The sequence below is a fragment of the Vreelandella nanhaiensis genome (genome assembly GCF_003990185.1).
In the GTDB taxonomy this organism is placed as follows: Bacteria; Pseudomonadota; Gammaproteobacteria; order Pseudomonadales; family Halomonadaceae; genus Vreelandella; species Vreelandella nanhaiensis.
In genome coordinates this window covers 103,540-120,273 of record NZ_RZHF01000029.1, presented here as the reverse complement: position 1 = coordinate 120,273, position 16,734 = coordinate 103,540, and the positions used below count along the sequence as shown (strand labels likewise).

The window sequence follows — 16,734 nt, the reverse complement described above, 5'->3', positions numbered from 1 at the left end:
CCATCTGGCGGGCCATATCATTTTTGAAGAAAGAGATTAGCGCCAGCCCACGCGATCAAAAATGCGGATAGCTTCGGGGTTGTTATTGCCAAGCTCACTCACGTTCAGCTCGTCGGTTTTGAAGTCGCCCCACTCTTTCAGCACATCATGGCGCGTTACGCCATCCACCACCGGAAACTCGAAGTTGCCGCTGGCAAAGATCTCCTGGGCGGTATCCGAGGCAAGGTACTCTAGAAAACGCACGGCGTTGTCATAATGCGGCGCATTAGCCGCCACACCCGCGCCGCCCACATTTACATGGGTGCCACGATCGTTCTGGTTGGGGAAGATGATGCCCACTTTTTCGGCTTCGGCTCGCTGGGATTCGTCATCCGAGGTCAACAGGCGCACGTAGTAGTAGTGGTTGGCCACCGCGATATCGCATTCGCCGCTGGCCACGCCGAGGATCTGGTCGGTATCGCCGCCCTCCGGGGCGCGCGCCATATTGTTGACCACGCCCTGAGCCCACTCTTCGGCCTCGTCAGCCCCGTGATGGGAGATCATCGACGCCAGCAGCGACTGGTTGTAGATATTATTCGATGAGCGAATGCACACCTGGCCCTCAAGCGCAGAATCGGCCAAGTCTTCGTAGGTTTCGATTTGCTCAGGGTCGACGTTATCCAGGTTGTAGAAAATCACTCGGGCGCGTTGGCTGAAACCAAACCACAGGCCGTCAGGATGGCGCATGGCCTCGGGCAGACGCTCGTTAAGCACGTCCGACTCCACGCTTTGGAAAACGCCTTCCTGCTCGGCACGCCATAAACGTCCTGCATCGACGGTAATCATCACGTCAGCGGGGCTGGCTATACCTTCGCGCTGAATACGTTCCATCAGCTGGTCGGAATCACCTTCAAGTAGATTGACTTTAATGCCGGTCTCTTCGGTAAATGCCTGATAGAGTTGCTCGTCGGTATCATAATGACGGGCCGAATAAATATTCAGTTCGTTAGCCAAGGCGCTGTTAGCAACGGCAGTGCTTGCAAAAATAGCCGCGATAGAAGCCGAAAGACGTGTTATTTTCATATGGTTAGCACTCTAAATGATTATGATAATAAGTTGCATTACGGTGTTGGGTATTGAAGCCTTTCCGCGTAGTTAGGTCAAGCAATATCAGAACAACCATTCTTGCCTATGCAATCCGGCGTGCATAACGACGTTCATGAAAATACACTACGCGTAACTTTTTTATGCTTGGGTCATGGCATCCGCCATGCGCCGGTCAGGTCAGTTAAAGGTGGCATATGGCGATTATTGCATCTCCCTCTGATAAAGCAGTTCAGACGACGGCATTGTCGCTGAGTGGCGTGCGTCATACCTTCGATACCCGGCTGGTGGTAAAGGGGATCGATCTTGATATTGCCCCAGGTGAGGTAGTCTGCCTGCTGGGACCTTCGGGCTGCGGCAAAACGACGTTGCTGCGCATTGCTGCTGGGCTTGAAGTGCTGCAAGAAGGAAGTGTTAGTCTGGAAGGGCGGACTATTGCCGCCCCTGGCCAGCGCCACGTGCCGCCGGAAAAGCGCAGCGTCGGGCTTGCGTTTCAGGACTCCGCTCTGTTCCCGCACCTGAATGTGCTGGAAAATGTAAGTTTTGGCCTGAAGCATCTGCCTGCACGGGCGCGCCATGAACAGGCGCTGGCCCTGCTTGAGCAGTTGGGTATGGCCGACTACGCACAAAATTACCCGCATCAGCTCTCCGGCGGCCAGCAGCAGCGCGTGGCACTTGCCCGGGCGTTGGCGCCCCGGCCGCAGCTTATGCTGCTCGACGAGCCTTTCTCAAGCCTGGATGCAAGGCTTCGCGACCGCATTCGCGATGACACTCTGCACGTGTTGAAAAAGCTGGGATCGGCCACGCTTCTGGTCACCCATGACCCGGAAGAAGCTATGTTCATGGCCGACCGGATTGCACTGATGCGTGATGGTAATATCGTCCAGACCGGTACGCCCCGAGAACTTTACTGCGAACCGGTAGACCCCTTTGTGGTGACATTCTTTGGCGAGGTCAACATACTCAAGGGAAGTATCCACAAAGGCTGCGTACAGACGCCCATGGGTAAAATCGATGCGAGCTGGCTGCCGGAGGGCAGCGGCGTTGAAGTAATGATTCGTCCTGAGGCGTTAAAGCTTGCCGTGCGGGACCTGCCTGCCAAGGCGCACAACCACAGCCACGTGATCATGGCCAAACTGCTGGGGCGCAGCAGCTTGATCCACCTCTGCGTTCACGGTGAAGACGGTCAGGAAGCTCATCTTCACGCTCGCGTACCGGGTGTGTTCCTGCCTGCCGAGGGCCAGCCGGTAGATATTGATCTCGACCGCTCTCAAGTGTTTGTCTTTAAAAGCGCGGATGCTATCACTTAAACCGCTTTACTGCCGGGCCTTGCCCGGCGCATGGCAAGGCTTAACAGAATTACCGGCAGAATACCGACCACCACGATGGTCAGTGATGCGGTCGAGGCCTCGGCCAGGCGCTCGTCCGAGGCAAGGCTATGCGCTCTGACAGCGAGCGTATCGAAATTGAACGGGCGTAGAATGATGGTGGCAGGCAGTTCCTTCATCACATCTACAAACACAAGAATACCTGCCGCCAGCAGGCTGCTGCGCATCAGCGGAGTATGAATATGACGCAGCGTGCCGCCTGGGGTTTGCCCAAGGGTACGCGAAGCGGCGTCCATGCTGGGGGTTACCTTGCCCAAGCTCGCTTCAACGGCATTGAATGAAACCGCCAGAAAACGCACTACGTAAGCGTAGATCAGGATAAATGCCGAGCCGCTGAAGATCAGCCCGACAATCTTGCCGTAGTAGGCGTGCAGCCAACTGTTAAGCGTGTGATCCAGCCAAGCGAAAGGAATCAGGATGCCCACGGCTACCACTGAACCGGGAATGGCGTAGCCCATGGCGGCAATGCGGGAGAAGAGCCGGGTGCCGGGGGTGTCATAAAGTCGAACGCCGTAGCTGAGTACAACCGCCAGACCCACAGCGATGAGGGCGGCCACCGCCGAAAGGCTCAGGCTGTTGGTGGCAAAACGGATAAAACGCGTGCCAAACAGGCTGTCGCCCTGCTGTATGGCCAGGTTCAGTAAAATCCCTGAAGGAATCAAAAAGCCCACCAGAATGGGTAGCAGGCAGGCAAGCGTTGCCCCCAGCGCGCGCCAGCCTTTTAGATGGTACTCGGGCAGCTGTTGGTAGCGGCTGGAGGTATGGAAGTAGCGCCGCTTCCCCCGTGACCAGCGCTCAAGAAGCACCAGTGCAATCACGAACACCAGCAGGCAGGCGGCCAGCTGGGCAGCGGCAACCGGCTCGCCCAGGCCAAACCAGGTGCGGTAAATACCGGTGGTAAAGGTATCCACGCCAAAAAACTGCACCGCGCCAAACTCGTTTAAGGTTTCCATCAATACCAGCGAGACACCGCCCACCAAGGCGGGGCGGGCAAGTGGTACGGCAACAGTGGCAAACAGCTGCCAGGGGCCGCGGCCGAGGGTGCGGCCCACATCCAGCACACAGACTGATTGCTCAAGAAATGAGGCCCGGGTCAGCAGGTAGACATATGGATAGAGTACCAAGGTGATCAGCATCGTCGCCCCGCCCAGCGAGCGGATATTAGGGAAGTAATAGTCGCCGTGCTGCCAGTCAAACCAGCCACGAAGCGCAGTTTGTAAGGGGCCGGCAAACTGCAGAAAATCGGTATAGGCGTAGGCAATCACGTAGGTAGGCACCGCCAGCGGCAGCAATAGAGCCCACTCAAAAAGCCGCTTGCCGGGAAACCGGCACATGACCACCAGCCAGGCGCAGCCGGTGCCAATCACCAAGGTGCCAAGGCCCACGCCGGTTATCAGCCAGAAGGTGTTGCCCAGATATCGAGGAAGCACGGTGCTGGCTAGGTGCTGCCACACGCCGTCGGTGGGCACTACGATATGCCCAAACACCACCAGGATGGGAAGCGCCACCACCAAGGCTACGCTTAACAGCACCATCACCCATGGGTTTAACGACAGCGGCAGGGGCGAGAGAGGCGCCAATAAAGAGCGGCGGGGAGGTGTCGTCACGGTGTCTCCTAGAATAGGCGAAGCGCTTGGTGCGAATGAATAACAGTCGCAAAGAGTATCATTTGACGAGCAGGGTAGCAGCTGCTGAATTAAGGCGGGCAGATATGAAGCTACCCCCAGCAAAAGTGGGGGTAGGGGGAGTTAATAACCAATCATCAAGCTGGGCAGGCCCGTGACCAGCCAGGGGAAGAAGGCCATCAGCAGGCATGCCAAAAGGATTAAGGCCACAAACGGCACCACGGCTTTATACAAATCGACAATCTCCACACCGGGCGGGGCCACGCCTTTTAAGTAGAACAGCGCATAGCCAAACGGTGGGGTAAGAAACGAGGTCTGCAGTACCACAGCCACCATTACCACAAACCATAGTGGGTCAACGCCCATCTGCTGAATGATCGGCAGCATGATCGGAAAGCTCAGCAGCACGATGCCCGTCCAGTCGAGGAACATTCCTAATACAAACACCAACAGCAACATCATGATAAGCGCGCCGGTCGTGCCACCCGGCATGGCCAACAGCAAATCCTGAATGACCTGCATGCCGCCTCCCCGGGAGAACACGCCGGTAAATGCGGTCGCGCCCACCAGCACCAGCATCACCATGGTAGTGGTTTTACCCGCCTCCAGTAGCGTTCTAAAACAGGTGGAAAGCCGCCGGTCACCAAAGATCAAAAACAGAATGAACGCGATGAAAACGCCGATAGCAGATGCCTCCGTCGCGGTAGCAATGCCGGTAAACAGTGCGCCCAGTACGCCAAGTATCAACGACATGGGGGGCACCACGTACTTGCCCAGCATGATTAAAAGCTGCCGAGTACTTACCTCCGCACGCTCTTCCTTGGGTACTGGCGGGCCATAGGAGGGTTTGAAATGGCAGATCAGCAGAACATAGAACGCATACATCACACCAAGCAGTAGTCCCGGTACCATGGCACCAGCAAACAGCGCGCCCACCGAAACCGGTGAGTAGCTCGCCATCAGAATCAGCATAATGCTGGGCGGAATCAAAATGCCCAGGCAGCCGCTGGCCATGATCACCCCCGCGCTAAGCTCCTTGTTGTAGCCATATTTGAGCATGGGCACCAGGGCGATCATGCCCATCACAGCAATTGATGCGCCCACAATGCCGGTCGTGGCGGCCAGCAACACCGATACAATAACCACGGTCAGCGCCAGCCCGCCGCGCAGATTGACCAACAGCAGGCGCATGGCATCGAACATCCGCTCGGTAACGCCTGAGTCGTTCAAAAAGCGCGCCATAAGGATAAACAGCGGTATCGCGACCAGCACATAGTTATCGATGGCGTTGCCGTAGATATTATTGATCAGAGTGCCCAGCACCCGCTCTCCAGGGCCCAGGAAGGCGCCAATCACCGCCACACCGCCCAGCACGAAGGCGAGCGGATGGCCCATGAAAAGCCCGACCAGCAGACCGCCAAACATCACCAGGGCAAGTAATTCAGGACTCAGGCTCATGCCGGGGTCTCCTCGCACAGCTGTAAAATGGCCCGTAGTACAATGGCAATGGCCTGGAGCAGTAGCAGGGCCGCCGCCAGCACAATCACGCCTTTAATGGGATAGACCGGAATCGACATCATGCCGTAGGTAGTTTCGCCACGGCTAAACGCGCGCTCGAAAAACAGCCATCCGTACTTGAGCAGCATCCAAATAAACGGCACGAAGAAAACCACATAGCCCACCAGCTCAAGCAGCGCCTGTTTTTTGCGCGATAACAGGCGCTTTAGAACATCTACCTCTACATGAACATGGTGACGCAGCCCGTAGGCCGCCATCAGCATGAAGTGTGCGCCAAACAACATCTTGGTGACATCAAATGCCCAGTCGCTTGGGCGGCCAAACACAAAGCGAGACGTAATATCGAACAGTACAATCAGGGTAATGATGGCAATCAGCGGCGCAATCAGGCGTCCAAACGCTTCATTGAGCGCATCAATGGCTTGGGCAATTGCATTCATGAGAGATCTCCGGTCAGCACAACAACGGCCCCGGCACTGCCGGGGCGCAACATGAGCGCCTTACAGGCAGGCTTCGATCTCTTCCAGAGAAGGTAGATTATCCATGGTGCGGCTCATGTTGAAAGGCACCGACACGTCACGCCAGGTAGCGTACTCCTGTAGATAGGTAATCATGGAATGGTAGACCTTGGCATGGTCGGGGTTCTCGCACGCCCCTTGCACAATCACCTGATTCGTAACTTCCTGGATACGTGCCAGGTCCTCTTCCGAGAACTGATTGATGGTCACCCCGGCATCGACAAATTTCTGCGTGGCGGCATTGGACTCATACTCAGACCAGGCCAGCGACCAGGCCATGGTAGCATCAGCGGCAATGCGCAGCTTCTCCTGGGCCTCCTCGCTTAGCGCGTTCCAGGCATCCATGTTGATCATCACGCCAAACACGCTGGCCGATTGATGCCAGCCCGGGGTGGCCCAGTTATCGGCAACTTCAGCAAAGCCTGCGTTGAAGTCGACGCCAGGTGTCGAGAATTCACCGGCATCAATCACGCCACGCTCAATAGCTTGATATACTTCGCCCCCGGCAAGCGTTACCTGGGAACCCCCCAACTGCTCCAGCACACGCCCTTGGTCGCGGCCGGAAAGGCGCAGGCGTTTGCCCTCAAGGTCAGCAATGCTGGCAATCGGGGTGCGACCCATAAAACCTGATTCATTGTTGGTAATGCCGTAGGGCAAATACATCATGTTGAACTGGCCGTAGATCTCTTCATAGAGTTCGCGGCCACCCCATTGCTGAATCCAGTTAAGATAGTCGACGCCGTTAAACAGGCTGGTAGTGGTTGCCAGCGGGGAAAAAGCCGGATTGACCCCCGCCCAGTAGCCGGGCCAGTCGCCTGCGGCTTCGATACTGCCGGTTTCGGTAGCATCAAATACCTCTGATCCGGGCATTAACGTGCCGCCTGCGCGAAAGTTGATCTGGACTTCGTCGCCTGCAAGCTTGTTAACAAGCTCAGCCCAGTGCTGGTCAATCTTGATCAGGTCCAGGTTTTCCGGCCAAGTTGAGGTCATTGTCCACTGCTCCTGGGCATGAGCAGTCGTGGTGAATGCCGCAAGCGCGATACTTGCCGCAAGGCCTGTGAGGCTAAAACGGGTAGTCTTTTGCATGGTGGTTTTCCTGGTTGGCATAAGGCGTTATTAGGGTTGTTACCGAAATGCAGGAAAGTGCAGCTTTAACTAACGTTTACGTAAAGAAGCGAAAGCAACGACTGCAAGGCTAACCTAGCACACTCTTCATGTCGCAGCGCAATATGCGTAAAAGGGAATTTCAAACGCAATATGAATTGTTGTTTGAGTATAAAACTATATATATCAATAGCTTGTCGTTATTTAGAGCTCGCTTGATTAAATCGGTTTATCTATAAAACCGTTGAAATAAGCCGTTTTGTTCAACCAAAGTTTTAAGAAATTGGCCTAGCTCAGGAATTCTATGCAAGCGCTACCCCCACACAGGTTGACGAAGACGTTAAGCAGCGATGAGCAAGCCATCAAGGCGTTGCTTGTCCATGGCAAGCGCTTACACCGGCGCCGTTGGCGACAGCTTGTTTGGCTTGTGGGTGAGCCCGGCGAGTGCCGAGCCCGCGCCCAGCAGCTGTGGCAGGCCGCCCCTTGGCAGGCGCCGTTGTGGGTGGCGAATAAGGCTGACGATGTGCCCGTTAAGCCCTGCCTAACGCCACGCAAGGCGCGTACGCGCCTGGGCGCTGAGCATCAGCTGGTGGTGCTTGATGCCAGTGGAAGTGCGGGCTTTGACCCAGAGGCCTTAGGAGCGCTGGCAGGCACGCTGACCGCCGGTGGCTTGCTGGTGCTTATCACGCCCCAGGCTTGGGGCACGCAGCCAGACCCTGATTACGCACGCTTTTCCGACCACCCCTGGCAATGGCAAACGCTAACGTCTCACTATCTGGCGCGTCTTGCTCGTCTTCTTAGGAGGGAACTGCCTGTGGTGACGTGGCAGCCCCCCGGATTGCCGCACCTTCCCCGCTTGGCGGCGCAATCAAGTGATACGCCGCCGGTCGCTGATACGGCCTGTCGCACGGCCGACCAGGCGCTTATTGCCGATCAGCTGGTGCGCTTGAAACGCCGCCGTCCGCTGGTAATTACTGCCGATCGCGGGCGGGGGAAAAGTGCTGCGCTGGGGATTGCCTGTGCCCGGCTACTGGAGAGCGGGGTGCCCCTTGTCGTGGTCACCGCCCCACGGCAAAGCGCTCTGGAAAGCCTGTTTGAGCGGCTGGAGGCGCTTTGCCCTGAAGGCAGGCGCATTACATCCGGCCACTTTCAGCTGGCCACCGGCTGCGAGCTTCGCTTTCTGCCGCCCGATATATTGACCCAAGAGGTCACGGCAGGGCAGCTGGGGGGCGACGGCAGTTATTTGATGGTCGATGAAGCAGCAGCGATTCCCGCCGCGCTATTGGGACAATGGCTTGCGGCCTTTCCACGTATCGCGTTTGCCACCACTGTCGATGGCTACGAAGGCTCCGGGCGCGGGTTTGCGCTGCGCTTTCGCAGCGTGCTGGACCGGCTTGCGCCGCAGTGGAAAGCGCTAACGCTGAATACGCCCATTCGCTGGGCTGCAGGCGACCCGCTTGAGGCTACGGTTAACCGGTTGCTGATGCTAAAGGCGCCGCTACCGACGGTGCAGCGCTGTGATGACCCGTTAACGTCTCAGATAATAATGCGTGGCGAGCTTGCACATAACGAGGCTGCGCTTGAGTCCGTGTTTGGCCTGTTGGTGCAATCGCATTACCGAACCTCACCCAGTGACTTGCGCCAGCTGTTAGATGGGCCCGGTACCACACTGCGGTTGGTAGGGCAGGAAAATGCGCCCCAGGCGGTGCTTGTAGCGCGGGAGGAGGGCGGTTTTGACGCCATGCTTGCCGAGCAGGTGGCGCTTGGCGAGCGTCGCCCCCAAGGGCACTTGATGGCTCAGTCTCTGGCTGCGCATATGGGAAGTCGCGCCGCGCTGACCGCTCGCTGGCGTCGCGTGGTACGTATTGCTACTCATCCTGAACGTCGTCGGGAAGGGTTGGGCCGAAAGCTTATTGATGAAGACAGCAGTGAAGCCGCGCGTCAAGGCATCGCCCTGTATGGCGCCACGTTTGGCGCCGAAGCCTCGCTGCTCCGCTTTTGGCTGGCGCAGGGGTTTACCCCCGTACGTCTGGGCATTACCCGAGAAACAGCCACGGGCGAGTTTGCGGTTATGGTCGCCAAAGCGCTGAACGCCGAAGGGCAAGCCATATTGAGCACTTTGAGGACAACCTTTGCGGCCGCGCTGCCCGGTCTGTTGGCGTTTGAGCTGCCCACCTTGCCGGCAGAGGTTGTCTCACTGCTGCTACAGGCACTGCCCAGGGCACCGCTGACGGCAGACGAGCGCCAAGCGGTGAGTGATGTAGCCTATGGGCATCGTGACCCGGTGCTGGCGCGCCCGGCACTGCAGGCCCTGGCGCGGGAAACCAGCGCCATGCAGGCGGCGTTAGTTGCTCATCAGCAGCTGGCGGGCTGGGCCTTTCAGAATCGCTCGTTGGCCGTCGCACATGGTGACGGCGTACGCGCGCTACGTCAGACCGTTGAACAAGTAGCGGCCTACGGTATGCTTTTCCCTCGCGGCGCGGAAGAGTAAAGTGGTTCCACTGTCGATAATGAAGAGCTTTTATGAACGCACACCTGGAAGCGCTGGCGCCTTCCATCGTTTGGCGCCACTTTCGCACGTTATGCAATACGCCGCGCCCTTCGGGCCAGGAAGCCGCGCTGGTCGCGATACTTGAGGCGTGGGCCGATGCCCAAGGGCTGGCGCACGACCGCGATAGCTTTGGCAATTTACGCATCTGCAAGCCGGCAACTGCCGGCTGTGAAAAGGCGCCTGGGGTGATCCTGCAGGGCCATCTGGATATGGTTGCCCAGGCCAATACCGGGCACGCTCATGACTTCTCACGCGACCCTATCAGTACCTATGTGGCGGACGGCTGGCTGCATGCGGATGGCACAACGCTCGGTGCCGATAACGGGCTGGGCGTGGCTGCCATTCTTGCCGTGCTTGAAGATGCCGAATTGACCCATGGTCCCTTGGAGGCGCTGTTCACCCTCGAAGAAGAGACCTCAATGGGCGGCGCGCTGAACCTGGCCGAGAACTGGCTGAAAGGCTCGCTGCTGCTCAACCTGGATAGCGAAGACCGCGGTGAGGTGTATATCGGCTGTGCCGGCGGCGCCGATGTCGTAGTAGATGCTCAACTACCCAGCGCTGCGCTGCGCGACGACGAGCAGCTGATAGATATTGCCCTGACTGGCCTTAAGGGCGGCCACTCGGGGGTGGATATTCATCAACCGCTGGGCAATGCCAATCGGCTGATGGTGCGGGCACTGCGCACCCTGGAAGCGTTTGATGCGCGTCTGGTGAGCTATCAGGGCGGTACATTGCGTAACGCAATCCCCCGTGAAGCGTTTGTTCAGGTCGCTTTGCCCAGTGATGACGTGGGCGCGGCGTTTGAATCGCTGAAGATGCTGGAAAATACGCTACGTACCGAGCTGGGCAGTGGCGATAGTGGCCTGATGCTCACGGCCAAGCGCGCAGCGGCTGAAGAATCGGTGGAGCCTTTGACCCTGGATGCCAGCGCCATGCTGGTAGCTGCACTTCATGCAGCCCCCTGCGGGGTAGAGCGAATGAGCGCTGATGTCCCGGGCGTCGTCGAAACCTCCAATAACCTGGGCGTGCTCAGTCTTGAAGCCGGGCGTTTGCACTTGTGCGCGCTAGTGCGTTCCTTGCACGATACGGCCGCCATGGCGATGGCCGACCGCTTTCAGGCGCTGTTTGGGCTAATCGGCGCTCGGGTTCGCGTGGAAAACGGTTATCCGGGCTGGGCGCCCAATCCGGGAAGCGCGCTGCTCGCCATCTTTAAAAAGCGCCATGCGGCCCTGTTTGACCAGGAACCCGCCGTTAAGGTAATTCACGCCGGGCTTGAATGCGGCATCCTAGGCAGCAAATATCCACACCTGGATATGATCTCTTTTGGCCCGCTGATTCGCGGCGCCCACTCACCGGATGAGCGTGTTGAGCTTGAATCGGTGGAGGAGTTCTGGAAAATGCTGCGTGCGCTGATGGAAGATCTGGCCAAGAAAGGCTAGCCGATGCCAACATTCAGGCACATAAAAAAACGGCACCTTGGAGGTGCCGTTTTTACTGAAAGAAAACGCCTTACTTACCGAGGTAGGCGTTCAGCATCCAGATGGTTTTTTCCTGCTCGCGGATGTAATCGCTAGCCAGTGAAGCGGTACCTTCATCGTCGGCATCAGATGCCAGCGACAGCAATTCGCGCTGAAGCTCAATCAGGGTTTGGTACCCTTTAACCACGCCGTTGACGCAGGCCTGTCCGTCATGGACGTCTTTGTCTTCCTGAATATGGGAAAGCTTGGCATAGTCGCTGTAGGCGTGGACCGGTTTATGGCCTAGGGTCAGAATACGCTCAGCTACTTCATCCACCTTGGTCAGCAGGTCTGTGTAAAACTCTTCAAACTTGACGTGCAGTTCAAAAAAGTCGCTACCTTTGACGTTCCAGTGGTAGCCGCGCACGTTCATATAAAAAACTTGATAGTTGGCCAACAGGTGGTTCAGCTTCTCGGCAAGCTGGCTGGCACTGCTTTCGTGTAAGCCGATGCTATTGGTATCAGTCATATCATCTCTCCATGTTGGAGCCGTGTAAAACGGCTATCAAATCATTTGATCAGCATAAAACGTCGCCGCGATGTTGCAAAACAGGTTTTCTACATCGTGCCTATAGCGTCATGGCATCGTTATTGCTGCTAAACCTGACGTGCAGCGTTTGTATTGGCCTTGCACTTCTCTATTAGTAATGCTGGTGGCAGAGTGATTTTTCAAGGGGTAGGCTGGTTTATCCACACCCGGATAATATTCTCACAGCGCGCGGCCAGTAGTTCAGCCGTTCGGGGCAGAGCCTGTTCAAGCGTCATGGGGCCATCGGCCAGGGCGAACGCAGCTGTGACGCCTTCGTCAAGGCAGGCCTGCCAACCGTCGCCTAGGCTTCCAGCGAGAATAATCACCGGCTTACCCAGGCGCTGGGCGGCGCGGGCAACGCCAATGGGCGTTTTGCCCGCCAGGCTTTGTCCATCCAGGCGACCTTCGCCGGTAATCACCAGATCAGCGTTATTCAACAGCTCAGGCATTTTGGCCTGCTGCATGATCATTTCAATGCCGGGCTTTAATGTTGCGCCTAGAAATGCGCGCGCGGCAAAGCCCATGCCACCCGCTGCTCCTGCGCCGCGCAAATCACGATAATCTTCACCCAGTACGCGGGCGCTGATATCGGCCAAACGGCCGAGCGCTTGGTCAAGCGTGGCAACCTGCTCAGGCGTGGCGCCTTTCTGCGGGCCGAAGACAGCGCTTGCTCCGCGTTTGCCTAAAAGTGGGTTATCCACATCCACTGCGGCTTCCACGCTGAGCGACGCAAGCCGTGGGTCCAGGCCTGAAAGATCCAGCATTTCAAGCGATACCAGTGCCGCGCCGCCTGGCGGCAGCGGGTTGCCCTGGGCATCATGTAGCTTGGCTCCCAGCGCCTCAAGCATGCCAGCGCCACCGTCATTGGTCGCGCTGCCGCCCAGTAGCAGCAGGGCCTTCTTAGCGCCTTTGTCCAGGGCAGCCAGAAACAGCTCGCCTACGCCAAAGGTGGAGGTATGCAGGGCATCGCGCTCCTGCGTGCTCAAGTGTTGTAAGCCGCTGGCTTCTGCCAGCTCGATAAACGCGGTACGCTGTTCGCCGAGCCAGCCCCAGGCGGCCTTGCGGGGGCGGCCTAGTGCATCCTGAACCGTTATTTCGTAGCGCTCGGCGCCGGTCGCTGCAATCAGGGCATCCAGGCTTCCTTCCCCGCCATCGGCCAGTGGGCAGCAACATGTCTGCGCATGAGGGGCGGCAGCGAGAACACCGTTGGCCATGGCCTTGGCTGCCTGTTCCGCGCTTAAAGCATCTTTAAAACTGTCGGGGCAAAGCAGGATATTCAATGCACGACCTCCGCGAATGATTGTCTTTGATCTATCGTGATAAGAGAGCGAGCTTAACGCGCCGCTCGGTGGCAGACCAGCCGTGACGATCGTTAGAGGATCTAACATGAAGCCGATACCAGTTACGTTAACCTGCCTGTTGGCACTGACGGGCTGTCAGGCCACGCCAGACCGCTTGCCCCAGGCTGAACCTGCCCCTTCAGCCACATGCTACTTTCCTAGTAGCTCGGCCGATACGCAGGCCGTGCTGCGCCAAAGTGTAGCGGTGCTGACCGAATGGGGCTTTGAGCTTGATTCTACCGACACATCGTTAGGTCTGGTCAGTGCCAGCCGGGAAAAAGCCCTGCATGGCTATTACGACCCTTATGATAACGCCTATGGATATGGGCACGGCATGCGCATGTTTGGTGGATTTGGCATCGGGCGCGGCAGTGGTATTGGCATCGGGCTGGGGTTTGGGGGCGGGCTTAATCATCAGCCGATCGAAGTCGAGCGGGTATCGCTGCTGGTGGGTGATCGTGACGTGCGAATCTCGCGTGATCTACGCCGCTATGACCACCTGGGTGATCTACGCGAGTCCTATAGCGCAAGCAACGATGATTTCTGCCGACGTTTTCAAGCAGCACTTCAACAAGCCAGCACACCAGTGGGGAGCGCGCCATGAGGCGATACGATAAACGGTGGGTTAGGTGGATGGGCATTAGTATCTTACTGGCCATCTTGGCAGGCTGCGCGACCACCTCGCCTTCAGCGCCGCGTGAGCTTGTTTACGCTGCCCCAGTGGAGATGACACTTCGCAGCGCAGTCGAGCTGATGATGGAGCAGGGCTATGTCATACGCCATGCAGACCTGGCGCTAGGCCGTGCAGAAGCTTCATTGGCCCGCTGGCCTGAATATCGCCTGCAGCTTCAGGTAAGTGAAGCAGGCGGTGGCAGCCGGGTAAGCGTGGCAGCCTGGCGGGGTGGCCAGCCCTTGCCGCCTTATCTACTGGACCCGTGGCTCGTGAGTTTACAAGCAAAGTTGGGATTAGCACCGTGAAGCAACGCAGTTATCAGATAAACAAAGGCCCGTGTAATGCTAGGCGCTGGGCGATGGGCGTGGGCATTGCCAGCCTGATGCTTAGCCCCTGGGTATCAGCTCATCCTCACGGCTGGATCGATTTCAGTATCCGGGTAATGACCGATGACGAGGGTGTTGCCCGTGGGTTGCATCAAACCTGGCGGATGGACCCATTTTATAGCTTGGTGGTGTTTGAGGAGTTGACCCAGGTAGATGGCGTTAGCCTTGAAGAAGGGCTTGACCAACTCAGCCTTGAAATACGCAACAACCTTGCCCAGCAGCACTACTTTACGGAAGTGCGTCTCGATGGCAAGCCACTGGCGCTGGGCGAGGTGAGCGAGTACACGGCAATGGAAAAGGATGGACGGCTTACCTTTAGTTTTATCCTACCCTTCGAAACGCCCCAGCCACTGGCGGGGCATTCCCTCGATTACCAGATTTTTGACCCGACCTATTACATCGAAATGGTTCATGAAGCGCAGGACAATCAGCCTGACGCGGATGCGCTGATACTTCACGGCGAGCCTGTTTGCGCGCTGAGCATTCTGAGCGCAGATCCCGACCCTGAGCTTGTCATGCAGGCGGCGCTTTTGGATGTAGACGAGGAAGGGGAGCCTGGGCTTGGCAGGCATTTTGCCGAAACCGGGCGTGTTGACTGCCGTTAATGGAAATAGGGTGTTCTGCGCTATGCAATCTCTGGTTATGCGTAAGCCATTAATGTTGACTGGGCTATTAGTAGTGGCCGCTCTAACGATGGTGTGGTTACTTCAAGGTAACTTGCAAGGGGTAAGTTATCAGCTGCTGAGCTGGCAGCGGGACCTTCACCGCGCGCTTACTCTGGCGATTACCGAGCTTGCCCGGGAGCCTACGCGCGCCACCTGGCGGGTGCTATTAAGCGTAAGCTTTGGTTATGGCGTTTTTCATGCCGCAGGGCCTGGCCACGGAAAAGCCGTACTGGCGACGTATTTGGCGTCTCATGGTGGTGCCACCCGGCGAGCGTTGGGTCTCTCGTTTGCTGCCTCGCTGCTGCAAGGCGTAACCGCCATTGTGATGGTGGCCGTTTTAGTTCATGGCCTGGGGTGGCTAACACGCCAGGCCATGGGGAGCGTTGTCTGGGTGGAGCAGGCAAGCTTTTTACTGGTAACGCTGCTGGGTATCTGGTTATGCGTTCGCGCCGCTAAACAGCTACGCCACGCTTATCGCCCGGTGGTGTTTCAACCTGTTGCTCAAGGCCACTCGCCAAGCCATGTTCACCACCACGCAGCAGGTCATGCGCCCGGTCATGGGCATCATCACTGTTGTGGCGGTGCTCATCATGTTGAACCGCAGCAGGCGCTGGACTGGCGTACGGCGATCATGACGGTGTTTGCCATTGGTATGCGGCCCTGCAGCGGTGCCGTGTTACTACTCGGGGCGGCCAGCCTCTTGGGTCAGTTCTACGTGGGCGTGTTATCGGTAATGGCCATGTCGCTGGGGACGGCCATCACGGTATCCGCACTGGCGCTGGCCAGCGTTTTTGCACGGCGCTGGGCAACACGGCGTCTAGCCAAGCAGCAGCAGGCGTCTCAATATATCCATAAGACGTTTGGCTGGGTAGCGTTAGCCGGTGGCTTATTAATTATCCTGCTGGGAATAACGCTTTCCATTGCTAGCGTTTCCCAGCCTGCCAGCACGCCGCTGCTAGGCGAACCGCCGGCCAGGCAGGGCAACCCGTTGATGCGTTGATCGAGGGTCAATCAAACGCTAGACGATCAATATGGGCGATAAGCTGATCGCGCAGGCTGGCAAGCAGCTCAAGCGCATAAGGCTCGGCACTACCGTTACCCCAGACTGGCGCGGGCCAAGTGGCATCCTCGTGTTTACGCACTACAACGTGCACATGCAGCTGCTTCACCACGTTGCCAAGCGTTGCGATATTGAGCTTGTCGCCTTCAAACAGCGTTTTCATAACGCTGCCCAGCTGCGTTGCTTCTCGCCACAGCTGGGCTTGATCGGCCTCAGAGAGTTCGGCTACCTCGCTGATATGGTTTTGGCGAGGCACCAGAATCACCCAAGGGTAACGTGCGTCGTTCATCAATAGCACCCGGCAAAGTGGCAGGTCCCCCAAAGGAAAAGTGTCGGCATCCAGACGTTGATCAAGATTGAAATCGTTCACGAGGGCGCCCTCCAGGCGTTCACAGGATGCTGTGCATCATAGTAGGTGAAGGCATTGCGTGGAAACTTAACCTATGGAAAACAGGCGAAAAAGCCAAAACGCTGTTACGCTGAAAATACTCCTCAGAAAGGCAGCCAATGCTAGAGGGGATTTCCGTTGTTGATTGACACGTTAAGGAGAACACCCATGAAAAAGCTGTTAGCGACGAGCCTTATCCTACTGATGGCGGCAGGCACATTAGCTGGCTGCAACACGATTTCCGGTGCTGGCAAGGATGTAGAACAAGGTGGCCAAGCCGTTCAGGATGCTGCAGATTAAGTGAGCAACACCTTGATGATGTCGAGCGGGCTGGGCGTTTGTCCGGCCCGTTTTGTGTACGGGTAATCTGTTAATAATCAGAACAAAGG

The 16,734-nt window shown here is 57.3% G+C and carries 16 protein-coding genes; 8 read left to right on the top strand and 8 right to left on the bottom strand.

Annotation, left to right across the window (positions count from 1 at the left end):
* Positions 1-36: 36 nt before the first annotated feature.
* On the bottom strand, positions 37-1,062 hold the full coding sequence (locus ELY38_RS18575) for a Fe(3+) ABC transporter substrate-binding protein (protein ID WP_127063642.1): 1,026 nt from the start codon (positions 1,060-1,062) through the stop codon (positions 37-39).
* 218 nt (positions 1,063-1,280) lie between these two features.
* Between ELY38_RS18575 and ELY38_RS18570 the strand changes: the two genes are divergently transcribed.
* Positions 1,281-2,393: an ABC transporter ATP-binding protein gene (locus ELY38_RS18570; RefSeq protein ID WP_127063641.1), complete on the top strand. Its 1,113-nt coding sequence runs from the start codon at positions 1,281-1,283 to the stop codon at positions 2,391-2,393.
* On the opposite strand, the gene ELY38_RS18565 is transcribed toward ELY38_RS18570, so the two are convergent.
* From ELY38_RS18565 to dctP, 4 genes are all read right to left on the bottom strand, one after another.
* Positions 2,390-4,078, bottom strand: coding sequence for an ABC transporter permease (locus tag ELY38_RS18565; RefSeq protein ID WP_127063640.1), 1,689 nt, complete (start codon positions 4,076-4,078; stop codon positions 2,390-2,392). The genes ELY38_RS18570 and ELY38_RS18565 overlap by 4 nt on opposite strands.
* A 141-nt stretch (positions 4,079-4,219) precedes the next feature.
* A complete protein-coding gene (locus ELY38_RS18560) occupies positions 4,220-5,554 on the bottom strand; it encodes a TRAP transporter large permease (protein ID WP_127063639.1) in 1,335 nt (444 codons plus the stop codon).
* Entirely contained in the window at positions 5,551-6,054 is a 504-nt protein-coding gene (locus ELY38_RS18555) for a TRAP transporter small permease subunit (RefSeq protein ID WP_127063638.1), read from the bottom strand. The genes ELY38_RS18560 and ELY38_RS18555 overlap by 4 nt, the downstream gene beginning before the upstream one ends.
* Before the next feature lie 60 nt (positions 6,055-6,114).
* Positions 6,115-7,218 carry a TRAP transporter substrate-binding protein DctP gene (dctP, locus tag ELY38_RS18550; RefSeq protein ID WP_127063637.1) on the bottom strand — a complete coding sequence of 368 codons (1,104 nt, stop codon included), beginning with the start codon at positions 7,216-7,218 and terminating at the stop codon, positions 6,115-6,117.
* A 322-nt stretch (positions 7,219-7,540) separates the two neighbouring features.
* Between dctP and ELY38_RS18545 the strand changes: the two genes are divergently transcribed.
* Together ELY38_RS18545 and ELY38_RS18540 are read left to right on the top strand one after the other, a co-directional pair.
* Positions 7,541-9,727, top strand: a complete 2,187-nt coding sequence (locus tag ELY38_RS18545; RefSeq protein WP_127063636.1) for a tRNA(Met) cytidine acetyltransferase TmcA — start codon at positions 7,541-7,543, stop codon at positions 9,725-9,727.
* 32 nt (positions 9,728-9,759) lie between these two features.
* The gene (locus ELY38_RS18540) at positions 9,760-11,226 is read left to right on the top strand and encodes an aminoacyl-histidine dipeptidase (RefSeq protein WP_127063635.1); all 1,467 of its coding nucleotides are present in this window, start codon (positions 9,760-9,762) and stop codon (positions 11,224-11,226) included.
* A gap of 70 nt (positions 11,227-11,296) precedes the next feature.
* Here ELY38_RS18540 and ELY38_RS18535 read toward each other — a convergent pair whose 3' ends face one another.
* On the bottom strand, positions 11,297-11,773 hold the full coding sequence (locus ELY38_RS18535; protein WP_127063634.1) for a Dps family protein: 477 nt from the start codon (positions 11,771-11,773) through the stop codon (positions 11,297-11,299).
* Between the two features lie 200 nt (positions 11,774-11,973).
* Positions 11,974-13,113: a glycerate kinase gene (locus ELY38_RS18530; RefSeq protein ID WP_127063721.1), complete on the bottom strand. Its 1,140-nt coding sequence runs from the start codon at positions 13,111-13,113 to the stop codon at positions 11,974-11,976.
* 106 nt (positions 13,114-13,219) lie between these two features.
* Between ELY38_RS18530 and ELY38_RS18525 the strand changes: the two genes are divergently transcribed.
* Genes ELY38_RS18525 through ELY38_RS18510 form a run of 4 tightly spaced genes read left to right on the top strand, consistent with a single transcriptional unit; the run spans position 13,220 to position 15,897 of the window.
* The gene (locus ELY38_RS18525) at positions 13,220-13,777 is read left to right on the top strand and encodes a hypothetical protein (RefSeq protein WP_127063633.1); all 558 of its coding nucleotides are present in this window, start codon (positions 13,220-13,222) and stop codon (positions 13,775-13,777) included.
* Between the two features lie 29 nt (positions 13,778-13,806).
* The gene (locus ELY38_RS18520) at positions 13,807-14,151 is read left to right on the top strand and encodes a hypothetical protein (protein ID WP_246009192.1); all 345 of its coding nucleotides are present in this window, start codon (positions 13,807-13,809) and stop codon (positions 14,149-14,151) included.
* Between the two features lie 53 nt (positions 14,152-14,204).
* Positions 14,205-14,837, top strand: a complete 633-nt coding sequence (locus ELY38_RS18515; protein ID WP_127063720.1) for a DUF1007 family protein — start codon at positions 14,205-14,207, stop codon at positions 14,835-14,837.
* 22 nt (positions 14,838-14,859) lie between these two features.
* Complete coding sequence (locus ELY38_RS18510) at positions 14,860-15,897, top strand: nickel/cobalt transporter (RefSeq protein WP_246009191.1); 1,038 nt, start codon at positions 14,860-14,862, stop codon at positions 15,895-15,897.
* A 7-nt stretch (positions 15,898-15,904) separates the two neighbouring features.
* Here ELY38_RS18510 and ELY38_RS18505 read toward each other — a convergent pair whose 3' ends face one another.
* Positions 15,905-16,327: an HIT domain-containing protein gene (locus ELY38_RS18505; RefSeq protein ID WP_127063631.1), complete on the bottom strand. Its 423-nt coding sequence runs from the start codon at positions 16,325-16,327 to the stop codon at positions 15,905-15,907.
* Positions 16,328-16,513: 186 nt separating this feature from the next.
* On the opposite strand from ELY38_RS18505, the gene ELY38_RS18500 reads away from it, so the two are divergent.
* On the top strand, positions 16,514-16,645 hold the full coding sequence (locus ELY38_RS18500; protein WP_127063630.1) for an entericidin A/B family lipoprotein: 132 nt from the start codon (positions 16,514-16,516) through the stop codon (positions 16,643-16,645).
* Positions 16,646-16,734 lie beyond the last annotated feature (89 nt).

What these genes read in the sequence shown, in the direction of transcription:
- ELY38_RS18575 (WP_127063642.1), bottom strand. Translation starts at nt 1,062, where the DNA reads ATGAAAATAACACGTCTTTCGGCTTCTATCGCGGCTATTTTTGCAAGC.
- ELY38_RS18570 (WP_127063641.1), top strand. Translation starts at nt 1,281, where the DNA reads ATGGCGATTATTGCATCTCCCTCTGATAAAGCAGTTCAGACGACGGCA.
- ELY38_RS18560 (WP_127063639.1), bottom strand. Translation starts at nt 5,554, where the DNA reads ATGAGCCTGAGTCCTGAATTACTTGCCCTGGTGATGTTTGGCGGTCTG.
- ELY38_RS18555 (WP_127063638.1), bottom strand. Translation starts at nt 6,054, where the DNA reads ATGAATGCAATTGCCCAAGCCATTGATGCGCTCAATGAAGCGTTTGGA.
- dctP (WP_127063637.1), bottom strand. Translation starts at nt 7,218, where the DNA reads ATGCAAAAGACTACCCGTTTTAGCCTCACAGGCCTTGCGGCAAGTATC.
- ELY38_RS18545 (WP_127063636.1), top strand. Translation starts at nt 7,541, where the DNA reads ATGCAAGCGCTACCCCCACACAGGTTGACGAAGACGTTAAGCAGCGAT.
- ELY38_RS18540 (WP_127063635.1), top strand. Translation starts at nt 9,760, where the DNA reads ATGAACGCACACCTGGAAGCGCTGGCGCCTTCCATCGTTTGGCGCCAC.
- ELY38_RS18535 (WP_127063634.1), bottom strand. Translation starts at nt 11,773, where the DNA reads ATGACTGATACCAATAGCATCGGCTTACACGAAAGCAGTGCCAGCCAG.
- ELY38_RS18525 (WP_127063633.1), top strand. Translation starts at nt 13,220, where the DNA reads ATGAAGCCGATACCAGTTACGTTAACCTGCCTGTTGGCACTGACGGGC.
- ELY38_RS18520 (WP_246009192.1), top strand. Translation starts at nt 13,807, where the DNA reads ATGGGCATTAGTATCTTACTGGCCATCTTGGCAGGCTGCGCGACCACC.
- ELY38_RS18515 (WP_127063720.1), top strand. Translation starts at nt 14,205, where the DNA reads ATGGGCGTGGGCATTGCCAGCCTGATGCTTAGCCCCTGGGTATCAGCT.
- ELY38_RS18510 (WP_246009191.1), top strand. Translation starts at nt 14,860, where the DNA reads ATGCAATCTCTGGTTATGCGTAAGCCATTAATGTTGACTGGGCTATTA.
- ELY38_RS18500 (WP_127063630.1), top strand. Translation starts at nt 16,514, where the DNA reads ATGAAAAAGCTGTTAGCGACGAGCCTTATCCTACTGATGGCGGCAGGC.